This window comes from Flavobacterium sp. OHVDL-2026-0007, from assembly GCF_059882335.1.
Genome location: NZ_CM187612.1, coordinates 3,690,026 through 3,709,330, shown reverse-complemented (window position 1 = coordinate 3,709,330; position 19,305 = coordinate 3,690,026). Strand labels below are relative to the sequence as shown.

Here is a 19,305-nt window from a genome sequence, read left to right as displayed (position 1 = left end):
GGTTAATTTTATATTTAAATCCCGTTTTGTTTATCAAAACGGGATTTTTTGTTTAATTTTCATCCTCAAATTTCAATACTTCACAATATGAAAAAACTAATCCTTGTCACTTTATTCTTCTCAGTAATTGCCTGTCAGAAAAAAGATCAAACGGAAAAACCAACAGTTGTCAAAGATCAGCATACTTTTTCGCAACCCGAGCTAGCTGTAGTCAAACATTTAGATCTTGACATCAAAGTTGATTTTGACAGTCAAACGATTTCAGGAAAAGCTTCTTGGCAGATTGATAATATTAGCAAAGGGAAAGAAATCATCTTTGACCAAAATACACTAAACATCACCAAAGTAACCTTAGGCGATGATGAAAAAGAAACACGCTTTGAACTAGGTCCAGCAGTTGAATTCCACGGAAAAGCTCTTCGTATCACCATCGAACCCAACACCACTAAGGTCAATATTTATTACAACACTACCAAAGATGCCATAGCCCTACAATGGCTAAACCCAGCACAAACAGCAGATAAAAAGAAACCATTTCTTTTTTCACAAGGCGAAAGCATTTGGTCACGCACTTGGATTCCCTGTCAGGATTCCCCAAGCATTCGCTTTACGTACAATGCAAAAGTTACGGTTCCAAAAGATTTAATGGCGGTAATGAGCGCTGTGAATCCGCAACAAAAAAATATGACTGGAATCTATACCTTCAAACAAGACAAAGCCATTCCATCGTACTTAATGGCCATTGCCGTTGGGGATATCGAATTTAAAGCCATAGACAAAAGAACCGGAGTTTATGCAGAACCTTCTCTAATTAAAAAAGCAGCTTGGGAATTTGCTGAATTAGGAAAAATGGTGGAAGCAGCAGAAAAACTATACGGACCTTATCGTTGGGGATGCTATGATGTTTTAGTCTTACCTCCTAGTTTCCCTTATGGCGGCATGGAAAATCCAAACTTAACCTTCCTAACTCCTGGCGTTATTGCAGGTGATCGTTCTTTAACTAGTTTATTAGCACATGAACTAGGACATAGCTGGAGCGGCAATTTAGTCACCAATGCAACTTGGGACGACATCTGGTTAAACGAAGGTTTCACCACCTATGTAGAACACCGAATTGGTGAAGCTATTTTCGGCAAAAAAGAAGCGGAAATGCAAGATGTTTTAAGCCGAAAAGACCTCCATGACAACGTTGCTGAATTTGGAAACACCAACCCTGATACCCGTTTAAAAGTAAACACAACTGGAAGAAATCCTGATGATGGACTATCCGAAATCCCATATGTAAAGGGATATGAGTTTTTAAAAGTTATTGAACAGGCAGTGGGACGTGAAAAATTCGACATCTTCATTAAAAATTACTTTGACGCTCATGCTTTTCAATCGATCACTACCGAAGATTTCATTGCTTATTTTAATGAAAACCTAATAAAAGGAGACCAAGCGCTTGCCAATAAAATAAAAGCAGAAGATTGGATTTACAAACCAGGAATACCGACCAACATCACTAGTGTAAAATCTGATGATTTTACTGCCATAGACAGTATTCAAAAAAACTGGAGAAAAACGGGCGTGAAAGGACTTAGTGCAAAAATAAAATCAACTACAGAAAAGCAACACTTTATAGACTACCTCCCAAAAGACATGACCACTACAGAAATGGCAGAAATTGACGCGGAATTTAACTTCACTAAAGCGGGTAATTTTGTCATCAAACGCCAATGGTTTGTACAAGCCATTCGCCATCAATACCAAGCAGCCTATCCAGCTGTCGAACAATTTATGATCGCCACCAGCAGAACCGGATCCCTACTAACACTTTATAAAGAAATGATCAAAACTCCTGAAGGAAAAGCTTGGGCTAAGAAAATCTTTGATAAAGCAAAATCAGGATACCACCAAACCACTATTCAAGACACCGAAGGCTTATTGAAATAGTACACCTATAAACAAAACACAAAATCCCTGATTAACAACTATAATCAGGGATTTTACTTTTATATCACTAGAGTAAAAATACTTACTTTTTATTCTTAGCCTCAATCCATTTGGCCATGTATTTTGTGCTTTTCAAGGTATGATGCTGCAACAAACTGCCCATAAAATTATGCAAACGATGATTTTCATAATCACTTAATAGAGAATCAATCACCTCGATTACCCCTCTTGCATAAGCATCTCTTTGATAACACTTATTAATTATTGCTACTCCATTTCTTTGTGCCTTCATCCAAAGCGTTTCGTCTTGATACAACTGTATAGCTTGCTCCGCGAATTGCTGCACATCATCGGTTATATAACCATTCCAGGCCAGATCACCATGCATCGCTTCCGCACCAATTGTAGTGGTAATACTTGGTGTCCCACATTGCATAGCCTCCAATAACTTCCCTTTCAAACCAGCCCCAAAACGAATTGGTGCCAAAACAATTCTCGCCTTTTTAACAACTTCATTAGCCAATGCAGCACGTCCCATGATAAAAAAACCATTTTTAGGCTGATGTAATTGCAATACTTTCTGGGAAGGATATGCGCCATAAACCTCTAAAACTGCTTCTGGAAACTGTTTTTTTATGAGTGGCCAAATGGTCTCCTTTAAGTACTGAACCGTATTCCAATTGGGTTCATGCAGAAAATTCCCTATAAAAACAAAATGCTGTCTTTCTTTAAAAGACAACAACACCTCAAGCTCACTGTCATGCATTTCCTCCACCATGAAAGGCAAATAATGCAAGAGACGAGTATCTATCTTAAAAACATCGTTTAAAATCTTCATCTCAAATTCAGAAATAATAAAAGACAGATCACATCTTAATATACTCGCGATCTCCCTTTTAGCAACTTCTTCTGACCACAAATCTGTCAACTCAAAAACTCTATTCTCTTTAAAGGCCTTTTGACGTGCCGTTCTTAAACAGTGTAAATCCTCCGTGTCTAATAAGCGAATAGCCTTTGGACAATACTCGGCAACACGCCATCCAAATTGCTCTTCAATCATAAAGCGATCAAACAAAACAACCGCAGGATCGAGTTCGATAATAAAATCATCAAAACTTGAACTATTCAGCTCAATAGCCTTTTTCTGCACACCAAACTTCTCTAAATCAACCATAAAATCACTGTCTAGTGCAGGACTTGCAAAAGTGATTTCATACCCTTCCTGTTTAAAAATAGAAATCAATTGCATCATTCTACCACCAGCCGCAGACGAATTGGGTTCTGGCCAAACAAAGCCAATAATTAAAAGTTTTTTCATCTGATTCATTATCCTTTTTTCAAGCTACAAAATAATGCTTTTTTAGGCGCATTAACACCATATTTACCGATTTTCGGTTATAAAACACTAATTTTGCAGCAAACACTTTTGCACTTAAAATTATGTTAGGATTAAAATTAGCCACAGACCCACGTTGGGTAAATATAGTCGAGTCGAATATAGAAGAAATTTTGACAGATCATGCGTGGTGCGAGCAAAAAGCAGCATCGAATGCCATTAGCTTAGTTACTTATAATTCTGAATTAGAGGAATTAGTAACCGAAATGCTTGTTATTGCTAGAGAAGAACTAGAACACTTACAGATGGTTCACGATATGATCAAAAAAAGAGGTCTGACTTTAGGCCGCGAAAGAAAAGATCATTACGTCAATGAACTTTTCAAATTCATGAAAAAAGACGGAAGCAGAAAAGATGCCCTTTGTGATCGTTTGTTGTTTTCCGCCATGATTGAAGCTAGAAGTTGCGAGCGTTTTAAAGTGCTTTCAGAAAACATAAAAGACGAAGAATTGGCTACATTCTATCGCGATTTGATGATTTCTGAAGCTGGACATTACACCACTTTTTTAGGTTTTGCTAGAAAATACACTGACAATATAGATATTGATAAACGTTGGAAAGAATGGATTGAATTTGAAGGTTCCATTATTACGAATTACGGGAAAAACGAAACTATACACGGATAAACCGTCCTCAAAATTCAATTCAAAACTTCTTATATACCACATTTTGTTATGTCTGCAAATAAAACCAAATCTGTTCTTCTAAAAATAGCCAAATATCTCACCATTACTTTTTCAGTGATTTTAGCCTTGCTGGTTTTAACGCCAATTGTTTTTCAAGATCAGATTAAAGAGCAGATTAAGAAAACGGCCAACGAAAAATTAAGTGCCGAACTTAACTACTCTGATGTTTCCGTTTCCTTTTTTCGTCATTTCCCATCCCTAACACTAACGTTGAACGACCTAAGCCTTAATGGATCAGCTCCATACAAAGCCGAAAAGTTTATCACAGCAAAAGAGGTTTCCTTTGGAATTAATATAGCCAGTTTAGTTTTTACCAATACCGTAAAAATTGATCAAATCTACCTATCCAATTCCTTTATTAACGTAAAAGTCAACCAACAAGGACAAGCCAATTATAACGTATATAAATCCTCCGGAGAATCAAGCCCAAAGGACAGCACCGAAACAGCCTTAAAACTAGAACGAATCGAAATTTTAAATAGTAAAATAATTTATGACGATCAATCTACCAAAGTTCATTTTGACGCTTTTGGCTTTAACTATTTAGGAAAAGGAGATTTAAACAAGGCCGTTTTTGATCTATACTCGAAAGCTAAAATCGAAAAATTAAATATTGTTTATGACAATGAACCCTATTTAATGAACAAGAAGATTGATGCAGACTTGATTACTAAAGTAAACGTCAACTCATTATCTTTCTTTTTTCAACAAAACAACCTTAAAATCAACCAACTTCTAGTCGATTTTAAAGGAAAATTCGACTTTTTGAAAGACGGTTACAATATGGATTTTGTGATCAAATCAGACAACAGCCATTTGAATGATGTTTTCACCGCTTTTCCACCAAAATATATTGCTTGGCTTTCTAAAACCAACTTAAAAGGAAACACCAATTTACTTTTAACCTTAAAAGGAAAATATATCGCTTCACAAAAAATAGCTCCGGATCTAAACTTAGATCTAAAAATTGACAACGGTTTTATCAATTACAACAAAAGCGCTTTTCCAGTTTCAAACTTGAATTTAAATATCAAAACAAAAGTTCCCTCTTTAAATCCAGACCTCTTAATCGTTGATGCACAAAATCTATCTTTAAACATTAATGCCGATTACCTTAAATCGAAATTTTATATCAAGGGCATGAACATCCCCAATATTAAAGCAGATTTTAAAGCTAAAATCGATCTTGAAAAACTTGATCAAGCGCTTGGTATTCCAGATTTAGACTTGAAAGGTTTTTTAACTGGAGATGTAAAAATGGATGGGACATTTGACCCTAAAAACAAAACACTTCCCGTTACCAAAGGTTTTGTTGATTTAGAAAACGGTTATTTAAAAACAAAATACTACCCAAATCCCATTACCAATATTGTTATAAAATCAACTATAGACAATCAGAAAGGTACTTTTAACAACTTAAAAGTTAGCTTAAAACCGACGCAGTTTACCTTTGAAGGCAAGCCCTTTTTTGTAGAAGCTGATTTAAGCAATTTTGATGATTTAACGTATGACATTAAAGCAAAAGGTGAGCTTGATGTTAATAAGATATACCACGTTTTCTCTCAAAAAGGACTAGATCTAGATGGCTTCATAAAAGCGGATCTCGTTTTAAAAGGCAAACAAAGTGATGCTGAAAAAGGCAATTACAAAAAACTACACAACAAAGGAACACTTGAAATTAGAAATATCGGGATAACATCTGAATATTTACCTAAGCGATTTATCATAAAAGAAGGTCTTTTCAAAATCAACCAAGACAAAATGTCCTTCAATAATTTTTTAGCCTCTTATGGACAGTCTGATTTCAAAATGAATGGGTACCTACAAAATGTCTTCAATTACGTCACCACGAATAACGGCGTCTTAAAAGGCGCTTTCAAAGTTACAGCGAAGTACATCAATTTAGATGAGTTCATGTCCAGTACAACCCCTAATACTTCCACGACATCTACTGAAAGCAAAACCACTCCGTCTCAAGTCGCTACTGGAGTCATTGTAATTCCGACTAACTTAAATTTACGATTAGTAGCCAATGCACAAAAAGTAAACTTTGACAAATTGATCCTTCAAAATGCCACTGGTAACCTAAACATGAACAAGGGGAAACTAAATATGCAAAACACAGGCTTCGATCTAATCGGTTGTACTGTTTCCATGAATGCGAACTACCAAGCAGTCACCACTCAAAAAGCCAACTTTGACTACGCGATTAAAGCTTCTGATTTTGATATCAAAAGAGCTTATAACGAAATTGAAGTATTCCGAAAAATGGCCAGCGCTGCCGAAAAGGCACAAGGTATTGTTTCCTTAGATTACCAATTAAAAGGTCGTTTAAACAACAAAATGGAACCCGTTTACCCTTCCTTAGTAGGCGGAGGTGTACTTTCCATCAGAGATGTAAAAGTTCGAGGTTTAAAAATGTTTAACGCTGTAAGCAAAGAGACAAACACTGAGGCAATCAAAAACCCAGACCTTTCTAAAGTAGACATCAAAACCACTATCAAAAATAACATCATGACTGTGGAACGTTTTAAATTTAAATTTGCCGGATTCAGACCAAGAATAGAAGGAACAACCAGTTTAGATGGTAAACTCAATTTAAAAATGAGATTAGGATTACCTCCTCTAGGTATTTTTGGAATCCCTTTAATGGTAAGCGGAACACAAGACAATCCAAAAATAAAACTGGGAAGAAAATCCGACGATCTTGAAGAAACGAAAGACAATGAATAAATACCAATACAAAACCTGTTTTTAATCGAACAGGTTTTTTTACGCCCTATTTCTAACAAATCCTAAGCATCCAAAAAACACCTTCTCCAAAAACAAAACCACAACGCTTACCCAAACCTTTAGAGTCATTTTAACACACAGCAAGTCGCGTATTGGACAAAAGCGGATCGGTGTTACCTTTTCCTTTGACCAACGAGCCTACACGCCAAACAGTACCACTTCCTTTGCGTATTTTACTTAACGCAAAAAACCCGCTTCTTTCGAAACGGGTTTTGTAAATAAGTAATCTAATGATTATGCTTCGAATGGAAGGATAGATACATAAGATTTGTTATCTCTTTTCTTTTGGAACTTAACAACTCCATCTACTCTTGCGTGTAGAGTGTGATCTTTACTGATGTAAACGTTTTCACCTGGATTATGTTTTGAACCTCTTTGTCTAACGATGATGTTCCCAGCAATAGCAGCTTGACCTCCAAAAATCTTAACGCCTAAACGTTTTGATTCTGATTCTCTACCATTCTTCGAACTACCGACACCTTTCTTGTGAGCCATGACGTATGAGTTTAAATATTGTTATTATTCTTTAGTAGCTTCTTTTTTTGCTTTTGGAGCTGCTTTTTTAGCTTTAGGAGCTTCTACTTCTTCAGTAGCTACTTCTTCTGCTACAACTGCTTTTTTAGCTGCTGCTTTTTTAGTTCCTCCAGCTGCAGTAATACCTTCAATTACAATTTGAGTAAGATATTGTCTGTGACCATTTCTCTTTTTGTAACCTTTTCTTCTTTTCTTTTTGAAAACGATTACTTTATCTCCTTTTAAGTGTTGTAACACTTTAGCTTCTACTGAAGCACCTTCTATAGCTGGGGCGCCTAAAGTTACATTTCCGTTATCGTCTAATAAAAGAACTTTGTCAAAAGAAACTTTTGAACCTTCTTCATTTGTCAAACGGTTAACGTAAACCTTTAAGTCTTTGCTTACTTTAAATTGTTGCCCTGCTATCTCTACGATTGCATACATACCAAATTGATTTATTGATTTTTAAGGTTGCAAATATACAATTAATAATTTACTACGCAATCTCTTCTTCTAAAAAAAAACAATTCCCTTTAAACACTGTTCTTCAAGCTGTTTTACAACTACCTAGCAATAATTTAGAAGTAAAAGACTGTTAAATAATATCAAAAGAGCAGCTATTCTTTAAATCATAATTAAAAAAAGTTATTTTTGATGTAACTATATTCAACACTAAGCTACCTACATACTAGGTAAATTAAAATTATTAATCTTTATGAAAAATTCAATAATGATGTTAAGTGCTGCACTAATGCTCGGAGGAGTAGCTCATGCTCAAAAGGTAGCTTTTGAAGAATACAATCTTGACAATGGCATGCATGTTATCCTACACAACGACCCATCTGCTCCTGTAGTGATTACGTCTGTAATGTACCATGTGGGCTCGAAAGACGAACGCCCTGACCGAACTGGTTTTGCTCATTTCTTCGAACACTTATTATTTGAAGGAACACAAAACATAAAGCGTGGTGAGTGGATGAAAATCGTTACAGCAAATGGAGGAGTAAACAACGCCAATACCACAGACGACAGAACCTATTATTATGAAGTTTTCCCGTCCAATAGTCTAGAACTAGGCCTATGGATGGAATCGGAAAGATTAATGCACCCTGTTATTAACAAAATAGGTGTAGATACGCAAAACGAAGTCGTAAAAGAAGAGAAAAGAATGCGTTACGACAACCAGCCTTACGGAAATATTTTACCTGTTGTAAAAGAGAACATGTTTAAAGTACATCCATATCGTTGGACCACTATTGGCTCTATGAAAGATCTAGATGCGGCAACTCTTGAAGAATTCCAAGCTTTTAATAAAAAGTTCTACACCCCTAACAATGCCGTTTTAGTCGTGGCTGGTGATTTTGACAAAGCCAAAACTAAAGCATGGATCCAACAATATTTTGGCCCAATCCCTAAAGGAGAAGAACTAAAAAAACAAACCTTTACCGAAACCCCGATTACCCAAACTATAAAAGCAACTTACGAAGATCCAAATATCCAAATTCCGATGGTTGTGGCCTCTTACAGAACCCCTTCCATGAAAACAAGAGATGCGAGAGTCTTAGATTTAATTTCATCGTATTTAAGTGACGGAAAAAGCTCCAAACTGTACAAGAAAATAGTCGACGACAAAAAGATGGCACTCCAAATTGGCGCTGTAGGTTTTAGTCAAGAAGATTACGGAATGTACATCCTATATGGCTTACCAATGGCACCCAATACCACAACAGACATCCTAAAAGAAATGGATGAAGAAATTGTAAAAATTCAAACAGATTTAATTTCAGAAAAAGATTACGAGAAATTACAAAATAAATTTGACAACAACTTCATAAACGCTAATGCAAGCGTAGAAGGAATAGCAGAGAACTTAGCTTCTTACTATTTACTTTATGGAGACGTGGACCTTATTAACACTGAAATCGATCTCTACCACTCCATCACAAGAGAAGAGATTAGAGCAGTTGCTAAAAAGTACCTAAATCCTAATCAGCGTTTAATTTTAGATTACGTTCCGTCAACAAAAGTTCAAAACTAAGCCTCGAATCATGAAAAAAATACACACCATTTTAATCCTTTTATTGCTAACTGGAATTATGCAAGCACAAAATCGCCCTCAACCAAAACCTGGAAAACCACCCGTAGTCAACATCAAAAAGCCACAAACTTTTGTTTTGGCAAATGGCATGAAAGTTTTAATTGTTGAGAACCACAAACTACCAAGAGTAAGTTTTAATCTAACTTTAGACAACGCTCCTTTTACCGAAGGAAACAAAAAAGGCGTTGACGAACTCACTAGTAGTCTAATTGGAAATGGCACAAAGAAAACACCCAAAGAAGCTTTTAACGAAGAAATTGATTTTTACGGAGCAAGCATAAACTTCTCATCACAAGGAGCATATGCAAGTTCACTATCCAAATATTCCGGACGTGTCTTAGAACTTTTAGCCGAAGGATCTTTACAACCTAATTTTACTCAGGTAGAATTTGAGAAGGAAAAAGCAAAACTAATCGAAGGCCTTAAAGCCGAAGAAAAAAGTGTTCCTGCCATCGCCAATCGTGTCGTGGACGTCTTGGCCTTTGGAAGAAATCATCCCTCAGGAGAATACCTTTCTGAAGAAACCGTGAAAAATGTTAGCCTTGCTGATGTTCAAACCAACTACGAAGCTTATTTCGTTCCTGAAAACGCCTATTTAGTAGTCATAGGAGACATTAAGTTCAAAGAGACAAAGGAAGCAGTAGAAAAACTTTTTGGAGGCTGGAAAAAACAAACAGCTCCAAAAAACACTTACCCAAATCCAGAAAATGCTGCGACACTTCAAATTGATTTTGTAGACGTTCCCAATGCCGTTCAATCGGAAATATCCCTGGTGAATATCGTAAATTTAAAAATGAGCGATCCTGATTTTTTCCCTGCAGTAATTGCCAATCAAATACTAGGCGGTGATTTCAACAGTTACCTAAATATGAACTTACGTGAAAAACACGCCTGGACCTACGGAGCAAGCTCCAACATAGGAAGCGGAAAATACACTACCAAATTTAAAGCCTCATCTGCGGTCCGAAATACCGTTACAGATAGTGCCGTAGTGGAATTCATAAAAGAAATCAAACGAATCAGAACCGAAAAAGTCTCTGAAGACTTATTGAAAAATGTGAAAGCAGGATACATAGGAAGATTTGTAATGCAAGTTGAAAAACCACAAGCAGTAGCCCGTTATGCCTTGAACATTGAAACAGAAAATCTACCAGCGGATTTCTACGAAAAATACATTCAAACCATCAATGATGTTACCGCTGATGATATCTATCGTGTAGCCAACAAATATTTCTTATTAGATAACATGCGAATTGTAATCGCTGGAAAAGGTTCCGATGTGATTACTGGTTTGGAAAAACTACAAATTCCGATTTTCTATTTCGATAAGTACGGCAACCCAATAGACAAACCTGTCACTAAAAAACAAACTCCTGTTGGGTTAAACGCCAAAACTGTTCTGGAAAATTACATCAAAGCCATTGGAGGAGAAAAAGCAGTTTCCGCAGTAAAAACTCTAGCCATGAACGGAACGACCACCGTTCCACAAGCACCCTCACCTCTGACCTTTACTTCAAAATTAGATTCAAAAGGGAAAATGATGGTTTCTTTGGCAATGGGAAGTGTTAGCTTAATGAAACAAGTAGTAAACGAAAAAGGCGCTTATATCGAACAACAAGGCCAACGTAAAAATCTAGAAGGCAATGATCTTGCCGATATGAAAGCCGAAGCCACTCCTTTTGAAGAATTACAATTAAGCAAAAGAACCGACTTAAAAGTAGACCGAGTAGAACCTATTAACAACAGCGACGCTTATGCCATCAAAGACGGCAAAACCACTTATTTCTATGATGTAAAATCAGGTTTAAAAGTAGCTGAATCTAAAACGAGAGAACAAGGTGGACAATCCACTACCCAGATAACCAACTTTAACGACTACAGAGATGTAAAAGGCGTAAAAGTCCCCTTCAATTTAGTGCAAAATGTTGGATTTGAATTGGACATTAAAATGACCGACATCAAAATAAACGAAGGCGTCTCAGACGCAGATTTTCAATAGTTTATTTAAACGAATACCTTATAATTTCTTAAAAGCTTTGCCCAGGAAGTACCCTGGCAAAGCTTTTATTTTTTAGCAGATAAGTACACCCCAATTAAAACGATGGCGGCACCTAAAAACTGAATAGGCGTTAGCATTTCATGATCCAACAAACCCCAAAAGAAAGCCACTATCGGAATCAAATAGGTAACCGAAGTAGCAAATACAGGTGAAGACATTTGAATCAATTTAAAGAACAAAACATTCGCTATTCCAGTCCCTAAAACTCCTAATACCATCACAAACAACATAGAATGTTGTGCAGCCTCAAAACCGACCCTCTGCACCATATCCGTTGTACTCAAGATCAATACCGCTGGCAAAAGCAATACCGTAAAGTTTCCTGTCGTAATACTTAATGAATTCAAATCAGACAAATATTTCTTGATCAAATTCACATTTATTGCATAACAAATGGTAGCAATGACCACTAAAATGACATAATAATAATTTTGACCTCCTTGGGATGATGTTCCACTAAAAACCAACAATAAACACCCTAAAAAACCAATAAAGACACCTAAAATTTGTCGTTTCTGAAACTGAACTCCAAAGACTAGCATCCCCAAGATCAAAGTATTCAAAGGCGTAAGCGAATTCAAAATAGCCACAATAGAACTATCCACCTGAGTTTCGGCTATGGCAAAAAGATAGGCCGGAACAAACGTGCCAAAAAAAGAAGTGACCACGATAAACTTCCATTGACCACGCGAGATTTTCTTTAAACTTGAAAATCCGATCATAAGTAAAAACAAAGCAGCGAAAATAATCCTGAAGGACCCAACCTGAATAGCCGTCAAACCAACCAATCCTCTTTTTATTAAAATAAATGAACTTCCCCATATAAGCGAAAGCCCGAATAAATAAAACCATTTTAATTGTTTTGCCTCCATAAAGTCTATTTTACTGCAAATTTGTATTATTTTTATGAATCGACCTCCCGTTTTTTACTAATTTTGCAACAAATATCAATAGTCAATTAAAATCACACATAATGAAATTCACAAAAATCATAGCTTCCTTAGCCATCATGAGTCTAGTAGTGGTAAGCTGCAAAAAGAACAGTTCAGAAACTTCAGCAGAAAAAACAACAGAGACTAGTGCGATTAAAACAATCAAAGTAATTGCCCCTGAAAACCTTCAGACAGCTAGCTTCACCATTGAAGGAATGACTTGCGCTGTAGGATGTGCCAAAACAATTGAGCAAGAATTATCGAACCTTGAAGGGGTAGAAAAAGCTACAGTTGATTTTGATAAAAAAACAGCTACTATCTCTTTCGACAAAACAATACAAAACCCAGAAAACCTAACTAAAACAGTTCAGGAAACTGGAGATGGAAAAACATATAAAGTTTCGAATATAAAATCATAATCGAAACTCCTTTATATAAAAAAAGCATCCAAATGGATGCTTTTTTTATACACTTTTCTGTTTTTTTTTATTTCCACTTTAAGGTTTCCATCAGTCGCTGCATGTCGTTCTTAATATAACTTGCAGCCGGCATAACCGAATCAAAATTAGGTTTAGCATAAAAATACACAGACCCTGTTAAGAAATGCTTTGTACTATCGGTTACATAAAACTGAGAATTTGTAGCGGCATTTCCATCTACTTGATAAAACATTCCGAATACCTTTTTTTGAGGATTCAAATATGGCTGCTCTACAATATCATCCGCCTTAATAACATGCTCATAGGTTAACTTTTGAGCATCTCTAAGCAATTGATCAATATCATTATTTACAGGTTTATATGTCAAATAAATCGTTGCTTTCATCTTGGGATAACTAATGGCAAATCCGCAATCTTTTTCTCCTTTAATTACAGCCGCTTCATTCATTTCAAAAGCAAATGGACAATTATTTTCAAACTGCACATATTTGGCAACAGGATAATCCAAACGCAAAAAACTCGCTGGTTTAGGTACCACATCATCTTTACAACTCCAAACTGTCAATGCTAGCAAAACCATTGCTAAGGATACTATTCTATTTAGCATTTTATTCTATTGTTACTTTAATTTGTTTCACACGTTTTTTATCCACTGTTTCAATGGTAAAAACACAATTTTCAAAATGTATTTTTTGATCCTTTTTCGGGAAATTACCCAGGATTTCCAAAATAAAACCCGCCAATGTTTCAGCCTCACCTTTACGCGATTCAAAAACATCTTCATCAACATCAATGATTCTGTAAAAATCCTTCAAATTAATCTTCCCCTCAAAAAGAAAGTTTTTATCATCTATCTGAGAAAAATTCAAATTCTCATCATCAAACTCATCACTGATATCCCCAACGATTTCCTCGATCACATCCTCTAAAGAAACCAGTCCTGATGTTCCGCCATATTCATCAACCACTATCGCCAAATGGCTTTTAAGACTTTGAAAATCTTTTAAAAGATTATCTAATTTTTTATTCTCCGGAACAAAAAAGGCTTCTCTAATCAAAGAGGCCCAATTAAATTCTTCTTTATCAATATGAGGTAACAAATCTTTCACAAACAACACTCCTTCAATCTGATCAATATTATCACTATAGACCGGAATTCTGGAAAAACCTTTTTCAATTATTTTTGGATAAATGGCCGCAAAGGGCTCTGATATTTCTAAGGCAAAAATATCAATTCTAGGACTCATTACTTGTTTGGTATCCGTATTCCCAAAAGAAACAATTCCTTCCAATATTTTCTGTTCTTCACTTGAAGTCCCCTCGGAATCGGTAAGCTCCAAGGCTTGTGAGAGCTGATTTATTGAAAAACTATTCTTTTGTTTCCCTAATTTGTTCTGCAAATACAAGGTAACCTCACGCATAGGCAAACTTATTGGAGTCAATAATTTATCCAGAAAAGCAATTGGATACGCTATACGTTTGGCAAATTTCACATTATTTCGGCTTGCATATACTTTGGGCAAAACTTCTGCAAAGAGCAAAATTAAAAAAGCAACTAAAATTACTTCTAATATAAACCTAAATACAGGCGATCCAATAGTAGCAAAAACACCCTCCCCTATAAAGGAGAATAAAATAACAACCCCAATGTTAAAGAAATTATTAGCCACTAATAACGTAGCTAATAGTTTTTTGGGTTTATCTAAAAGATCAGAAATCACTTTTCCTTTTGAACTATTTTCCTGTAAAGCATCGTCAATATCCTTTTGAGACAAAGAAAAAAGTGCCACCTCGGCACCTGAAACAATTGCCGATAGAAACAGCAAAACAAAGATTCCAACAAAAACAACAATTAAATTGATGTCTAAAGTTGTAGCAAAAAACAAACTGGGCTCTGGGTCCAAATTAAAAAAAATTAGTTAAACACTTAGAAAGGCAAGTCATTTATAGGTAACCCTTCATTACTGGCATCAAAGTTAGTATTTTTTACGGACTCTGAATCTGGATTTTGCTTGTTGTTTCCGGTTTCTTTTTTGGTAGTCAAGAAGGTAAACTCGGTAACTTGAATTTCTGTAGTATACTTAGTCGCACCATCTTCCGCCTGCCATTGACGAGATTTTATACGTCCTTCAACATAAATCTTATCCCCTTTAGACAAATACTTCTCACAAATTTCAGCCGCTTTATTGCGAACAACCAAATTATGCCACTCTGTTGAAGTTATTTTTTCATTTGTGGTTTTGTTGATATACACTTCGTTGGTAGCCAACTGAAAACGACCAATGCAGTTTCCTCCATCAAAATAATGCATTTTTACATCATCGCCTAAATGGCCAATCAGCATCACTTTATTTAATGTTCCGTTCATAATATAAGGGTGGTATTTATATCAAAGATACATCTTTTTAGCAATTTACTTCTTGCTGTTCAATAAAATTATAAATCACTATAGGAAAAGGAAACGTTTTTAAATCGACCTGATTTAATCCGTTCTGAATCACCTCTCCCACTCTTATTTTCCAGAATTGAATATGTAAATGCTGATGCGATAGTTTATGCACCACAGTAGCCTCACTACACTCTTCTATTCCTATTATAGTATAATCCCCAAGCACCTCGTTTTGAATCGCTGCCACAACAACATCCAGTCCAACAATCTCAGGCATCTCCAAAAGAGGAAATTCATATAAATTATGCCAGATTCCTTTAGCCGTTCTTTTTTGAATCAAGGTATTCCCCAAAACATCTTCTAAAATCAAATAATTAAAGAAACGATTGGTCACCTTTAACTTCTTTGACTTCACAGGCAACACATCCACTTTCTTTTTTTGCAAAGCCGCACAACTAGCTTCAAAAACGCAAATAGCACAATTTGGACTTCTAGGCACACATTGCAAAGCACCAAACTCCATTATAGCTTGATTAAAAATAGCGGGATTATCTTTTGGCATTACTTCCAGCGCTAGGGCTGTAAACTCCTTCTTAGTTGCCGGTAAAGCAATATCTGATTCGAGATCAAAGTAACGAGAAAGCACTCGAAATACATTTCCATCCACAACAGGTACAACTTCATTATAAGAAAAAGAAGCAACAGCTGCAGCAGTATATTCACCAACCCCTTTTAATTTTAACAAGTCAATATAGCTAGTTGGAAAAATACCATTTAATTCATTGGCTACATATTGTGCCGTTTTATGAAGATTTCGAGCACGAGAATAATACCCTAATCCTTGCCAAAGTTTCAAAACCTGCTCTTCACTCGCGTTTGCCAAATCAAATACAGTAGGAAATTTCTCCGTAAAACACAAAAAGTAAGGTGTTCCTTGCGCAACTCGAGTCTGTTGGAGCATTATTTCTGAGAGCCAAATTAGGTACGGATTGGTCGTTTTTCGCCATGGCAAATCACGTTTGTTTTGTAAATACCATTTTATCAATACGTTAGAAAAATTCATTGTAAAATACTTAGAATACAAAAGTAAATGTTTATGTAATTAAAATTTAACGAATTAGCTTGATTAATTATTTTTTTAATTCCTATATTTGCAAACTCAAAAAAATAGTACACCATTTATAAAATAAAATAGGAAAGAAAATGACGAAAGCAGATATCGTAGCGAAAATTTCAGAGAAACTTGGTCTTGAAAAAGGAGATGTTCAAGCAACAGTAGAAACTTTTATGGAAGAGGTTAAAACTTCTTTGGAGACCGGAGACAATGTTTACTTAAGAGGTTTTGGTAGTTTTATTGTAAAAACTAGAGCTGAAAAAACAGGTAGAAACATTTCTAAGAACACCACTATCAAAATTCCTGCACATAACATTCCTGCCTTTAAACCTGCAAAAGTTTTTGTAGAAGGAGTAAAAACGAATAACGAAGCGAAATAATACTATTAATTAATCATAAAATCGACACGATATGCCAAGTGGTAAAAAAAGAAAGAGACATAAGGTAGCTACTCACAAAAGAAAGAAAAGAGCGAGAGCTAACCGTCACAAGAAGAAAAAGTAGTTTTAAACTACTTTTTTCTTTTTAAAAGTAAAAGTTCATTGAAATTTGGGAAATTTCAAAAATTCCAAAAAAGAAAATCCAAAATCCAACAATTAAGAAATCAATATTAACTTAAGAATTGGAATTTGGGTTTTTTAAATTGAGATTTAAATTTTCCCTCCCGGGTTCAATACCTGTTAAAAAATATTGTTTAATCCATCCTTACAATTCAGTTAAGAGTTAATATGTTATGAGTTAAGAGTTGCAAAACTGTAAACTGTAAACTGTGAACTGAAAACTAAAAAGTACGGATAAAAATTTACAGTGTGAATAAAGAATTAATCATTAGATCTAGTTCTGAAGCCGTAGATTTTGCCTTATTAAAAGATGGAAAACTAATTGAATTACACAAAGAAGAAGAGAAAAGCAATTTTCAAGTTGGCGACATTTTTATTGCCAAAATACGAAAACCCGTTGCTGGACTTAATGCTGCTTTTGTAAACGTAGGCTTCGAAAAAGACGCCTTTTTACACTATCACGATTTAGGACCTAACTTAGCTTCCCAACTGAAATTCATAAAACTTGTAAGCGCAGGTAAAATAAAAGATTTCTCCCTAAAAACCTTTCAGTTTGAAAAAGAGATTGACAAAGATGGCATCATTACTGATATTTTAAGTGCCAATCAATCTGTTTTAGTTCAAGTTGTTAAAGAACCTATATCGACCAAAGGTCCAAGAATAAGCGCTGAGCTTTCATTGGCAGGAAGATTTATTGTTCTCGTTCCTTTTTCTGACCGTGTTTCTATTTCTCAAAAAATAGAAGACAAAAAAGAAAAGGATCGTCTAAAAAAACTTGTACTATCTATCAAACCTAAAGGATTTGGTGTTATTGTTCGCACAGTAGCCGAAGGCAAAAACGTAGCCGAATTAGAAAAAGATTTGCAGAACCTGCTTGGCAGATGGACTGCAATGTGTAAAAAATTACCAACTGCTCATCATCCATCAAAAGTATTAGGAGAACTCAACAGAGCATCTTCAATACTAAGAGATGTATTCAACGATACCTTTAGTGGTATCCAAATAGATGACGAAGAGTTGTACCATCAAACGAAGGAATATTTGCAAGAGATTGCACCTTCAAAACAATCGATTGTTAAGTTTTATCAATCAAACGACACTCCAATTTTCGAGAAATATAATATAGAGAGACAAATCAAAACTTCATTTGGAAGAACCGTTTCCATGAGCAAAGGCGCTTATCTTATTATCGAACATACTGAAGCTCTACACGTCATCGACGTAAACAGTGGAAACCGTTCGAATAAGGCGACTAATCAGGAAGACACAGCCATGGAAGTAAATATGATTGCTGCCGCTGAAATTGCCAGACAACTGCGTTTGCGTGATATGGGCGGAATCATCGTAGTAGATTTTATCGATATGTCAAATCCCGAAAACAGGAAGGTTTTGTTCGACTTCTTGCGAGAAGAAATGAGCGACGATAAAGCAAAGCATAAAATCTTACCTCCTAGTAAATTTGGCTTAGTACAAATTACCAGACAACGTGTAAGACCAGAAGTTAACATTAAAACTAGAGAAGAAGATCCGAACAATGAAAATGGCGAAATTGAAGCGCCAATTTTAATCATTGATAAAATCACCTCTGATTTAGAAAGAATACTAAAAACCCACAATAAAGTTGTACTAAACACACATCCGTTTGTGGCTGCATACCTCAGTAAAGGTTTTCCATCATTACGTTCAAAATGGTTTTTTGAACATAAGAAATGGGTGAAAATCATACCTCGTGACGCTTACACGTACTTAGAATATCATTTCTACGATAAAAAAGGAAATGTTATTTCAGAATAAAACAAAAACCGCCTCTCGCAAGATTGGCGGTTTTTTTATGCCTTATTGTCCCGTCCTGCAACAGAGCCCCAAAAAAATACTCGTTCTACTGCGCTGATGAGACTTTTTCACAAGATCATTTACGTCTTTCTATAAAAAAACGCTTCATTAATTCAGCAGATTCATCGGCCATAATCCCTGACAGTACGGTTGTTTTAGGATGCAATTTTGTTCCCAAAGTCATAAAACCACGTTGTTCATCTCTTGCTCCAAAGACGATCTTAGAAATCTGACTCCAATACAAGGCTCCAGCACACATCTGACAAGGTTCCAATGTCACATACAAGGTACAATCTTTTAAATATTTACCTCCCAAATAATTGGCCGCTGCTGTAATAGCCTGCATTTCAGCATGAGCTGTAACATCATTTAACAATTCCGTTAAATTATGACTTCTTGCAATAATTTTATCGGCTACAACAATTACAGCTCCAACAGGAATTTCGCCTTTATCAAAAGCCATTTCAGCTTCCTGAAAAGCTTTTTTCATAAAATATTCGTCGGTGAAAGGATTTTCCATAAGTGCAAAAATAAGAATTCAATTCGTACCTTTGCTT

The 19,305-nt window shown here is 35.6% G+C and carries 17 protein-coding genes; 8 read left to right on the top strand and 9 right to left on the bottom strand.

Annotated elements, in window-relative coordinates; genetic code table 11:
• The first annotated feature begins 87 nt into the window (after nucleotides 1–87).
• Nucleotides 88–1,935: a hydrolase/aminopeptidase gene (locus tag AC51AA_RS15245; RefSeq protein ID WP_500703080.1), complete on the top strand. Its 1,848-nt coding sequence runs from the start codon at nucleotides 88–90 to the stop codon at nucleotides 1,933–1,935.
• A gap of 82 nt (nucleotides 1,936–2,017) precedes the next feature.
• On the opposite strand, the gene AC51AA_RS15240 is transcribed toward AC51AA_RS15245, so the two are convergent.
• Complete coding sequence (locus AC51AA_RS15240) at nucleotides 2,018–3,262, bottom strand: glycosyltransferase (protein ID WP_500703079.1); 1,245 nt, start codon at nucleotides 3,260–3,262, stop codon at nucleotides 2,018–2,020.
• Between the two features lie 113 nt (nucleotides 3,263–3,375).
• Here AC51AA_RS15240 and AC51AA_RS15235 point away from each other — a divergent pair, with 113 nt between their 5' ends.
• Entirely contained in the window at nucleotides 3,376–3,957 is a 582-nt protein-coding gene (locus AC51AA_RS15235; RefSeq protein ID WP_500703078.1) for a MiaE family protein, read from the top strand.
• A gap of 48 nt (nucleotides 3,958–4,005) precedes the next feature.
• The gene (locus tag AC51AA_RS15230) at nucleotides 4,006–6,750 is read left to right on the top strand and encodes an AsmA family protein (protein WP_500703077.1); all 2,745 of its coding nucleotides are present in this window, start codon (nucleotides 4,006–4,008) and stop codon (nucleotides 6,748–6,750) included.
• A 294-nt stretch (nucleotides 6,751–7,044) separates the two neighbouring features.
• Here the strand turns inward: AC51AA_RS15230 and rpmA are convergent, their stop codons facing one another.
• On the bottom strand, nucleotides 7,045–7,305 hold the full coding sequence (gene rpmA, locus AC51AA_RS15225; RefSeq protein WP_007805051.1) for a 50S ribosomal protein L27: 261 nt from the start codon (nucleotides 7,303–7,305) through the stop codon (nucleotides 7,045–7,047).
• Between the two features lie 24 nt (nucleotides 7,306–7,329).
• Nucleotides 7,330–7,767, bottom strand: a complete 438-nt coding sequence (rplU, locus tag AC51AA_RS15220) for a 50S ribosomal protein L21 (protein ID WP_194658520.1) — start codon at nucleotides 7,765–7,767, stop codon at nucleotides 7,330–7,332.
• 271 nt (nucleotides 7,768–8,038) lie between these two features.
• On the opposite strand from rplU, the gene AC51AA_RS15215 reads away from it, so the two are divergent.
• Together AC51AA_RS15215 and AC51AA_RS15210 are read left to right on the top strand one after the other, a co-directional pair.
• Entirely contained in the window at nucleotides 8,039–9,361 is a 1,323-nt protein-coding gene (locus tag AC51AA_RS15215; RefSeq protein ID WP_500703076.1) for a M16 family metallopeptidase, read from the top strand.
• A 10-nt stretch (nucleotides 9,362–9,371) separates the two neighbouring features.
• Nucleotides 9,372–11,420 carry a M16 family metallopeptidase gene (locus tag AC51AA_RS15210; RefSeq protein ID WP_500703075.1) on the top strand — a complete coding sequence of 683 codons (2,049 nt, stop codon included), beginning with the start codon at nucleotides 9,372–9,374 and terminating at the stop codon, nucleotides 11,418–11,420.
• Between the two features lie 65 nt (nucleotides 11,421–11,485).
• Here AC51AA_RS15210 and AC51AA_RS15205 read toward each other — a convergent pair whose 3' ends face one another.
• Nucleotides 11,486–12,352: a DMT family transporter gene (locus AC51AA_RS15205; protein ID WP_500703074.1), complete on the bottom strand. Its 867-nt coding sequence runs from the start codon at nucleotides 12,350–12,352 to the stop codon at nucleotides 11,486–11,488.
• Between the two features lie 101 nt (nucleotides 12,353–12,453).
• Between AC51AA_RS15205 and AC51AA_RS15200 the strand changes: the two genes are divergently transcribed.
• Nucleotides 12,454–12,831, top strand: a complete 378-nt coding sequence (locus AC51AA_RS15200) for a heavy-metal-associated domain-containing protein (protein ID WP_500703073.1) — start codon at nucleotides 12,454–12,456, stop codon at nucleotides 12,829–12,831.
• Nucleotides 12,832–12,898: 67 nt separating this feature from the next.
• Here AC51AA_RS15200 and gldD read toward each other — a convergent pair whose 3' ends face one another.
• Genes gldD through mutY form a run of 4 tightly spaced genes read right to left on the bottom strand, consistent with a single transcriptional unit; the run spans nucleotide 12,899 to nucleotide 16,304 of the window.
• A complete protein-coding gene (gene gldD / locus AC51AA_RS15195) occupies nucleotides 12,899–13,459 on the bottom strand; it encodes a gliding motility lipoprotein GldD (RefSeq protein WP_500703072.1) in 561 nt (186 codons plus the stop codon).
• A gap of 1 nt (nucleotide 13,460) precedes the next feature.
• Nucleotides 13,461–14,756, bottom strand: coding sequence for a gliding motility-associated protein GldE (locus AC51AA_RS15190; protein WP_500703071.1), 1,296 nt, complete (start codon nucleotides 14,754–14,756; stop codon nucleotides 13,461–13,463).
• A 23-nt stretch (nucleotides 14,757–14,779) separates the two neighbouring features.
• Nucleotides 14,780–15,220 carry a single-stranded DNA-binding protein gene (locus tag AC51AA_RS15185; RefSeq protein ID WP_500703070.1) on the bottom strand — a complete coding sequence of 147 codons (441 nt, stop codon included), beginning with the start codon at nucleotides 15,218–15,220 and terminating at the stop codon, nucleotides 14,780–14,782.
• Between the two features lie 37 nt (nucleotides 15,221–15,257).
• On the bottom strand, nucleotides 15,258–16,304 hold the full coding sequence (gene mutY / locus AC51AA_RS15180; RefSeq protein ID WP_500703069.1) for an A/G-specific adenine glycosylase: 1,047 nt from the start codon (nucleotides 16,302–16,304) through the stop codon (nucleotides 15,258–15,260).
• 140 nt (nucleotides 16,305–16,444) lie between these two features.
• On the opposite strand from mutY, the gene AC51AA_RS15175 reads away from it, so the two are divergent.
• Nucleotides 16,445–16,735 carry an HU family DNA-binding protein gene (locus AC51AA_RS15175; protein ID WP_007805026.1) on the top strand — a complete coding sequence of 97 codons (291 nt, stop codon included), beginning with the start codon at nucleotides 16,445–16,447 and terminating at the stop codon, nucleotides 16,733–16,735.
• A gap of 429 nt (nucleotides 16,736–17,164) precedes the next feature.
• Entirely contained in the window at nucleotides 17,165–18,709 is a 1,545-nt protein-coding gene (locus AC51AA_RS15170) for an Rne/Rng family ribonuclease (RefSeq protein ID WP_500703068.1), read from the top strand.
• A gap of 115 nt (nucleotides 18,710–18,824) precedes the next feature.
• Here AC51AA_RS15170 and AC51AA_RS15165 read toward each other — a convergent pair whose 3' ends face one another.
• A complete protein-coding gene (locus AC51AA_RS15165; RefSeq protein ID WP_500703067.1) occupies nucleotides 18,825–19,268 on the bottom strand; it encodes a nucleoside deaminase in 444 nt (147 codons plus the stop codon).
• Nucleotides 19,269–19,305: the final 37 nt, after the last annotated feature.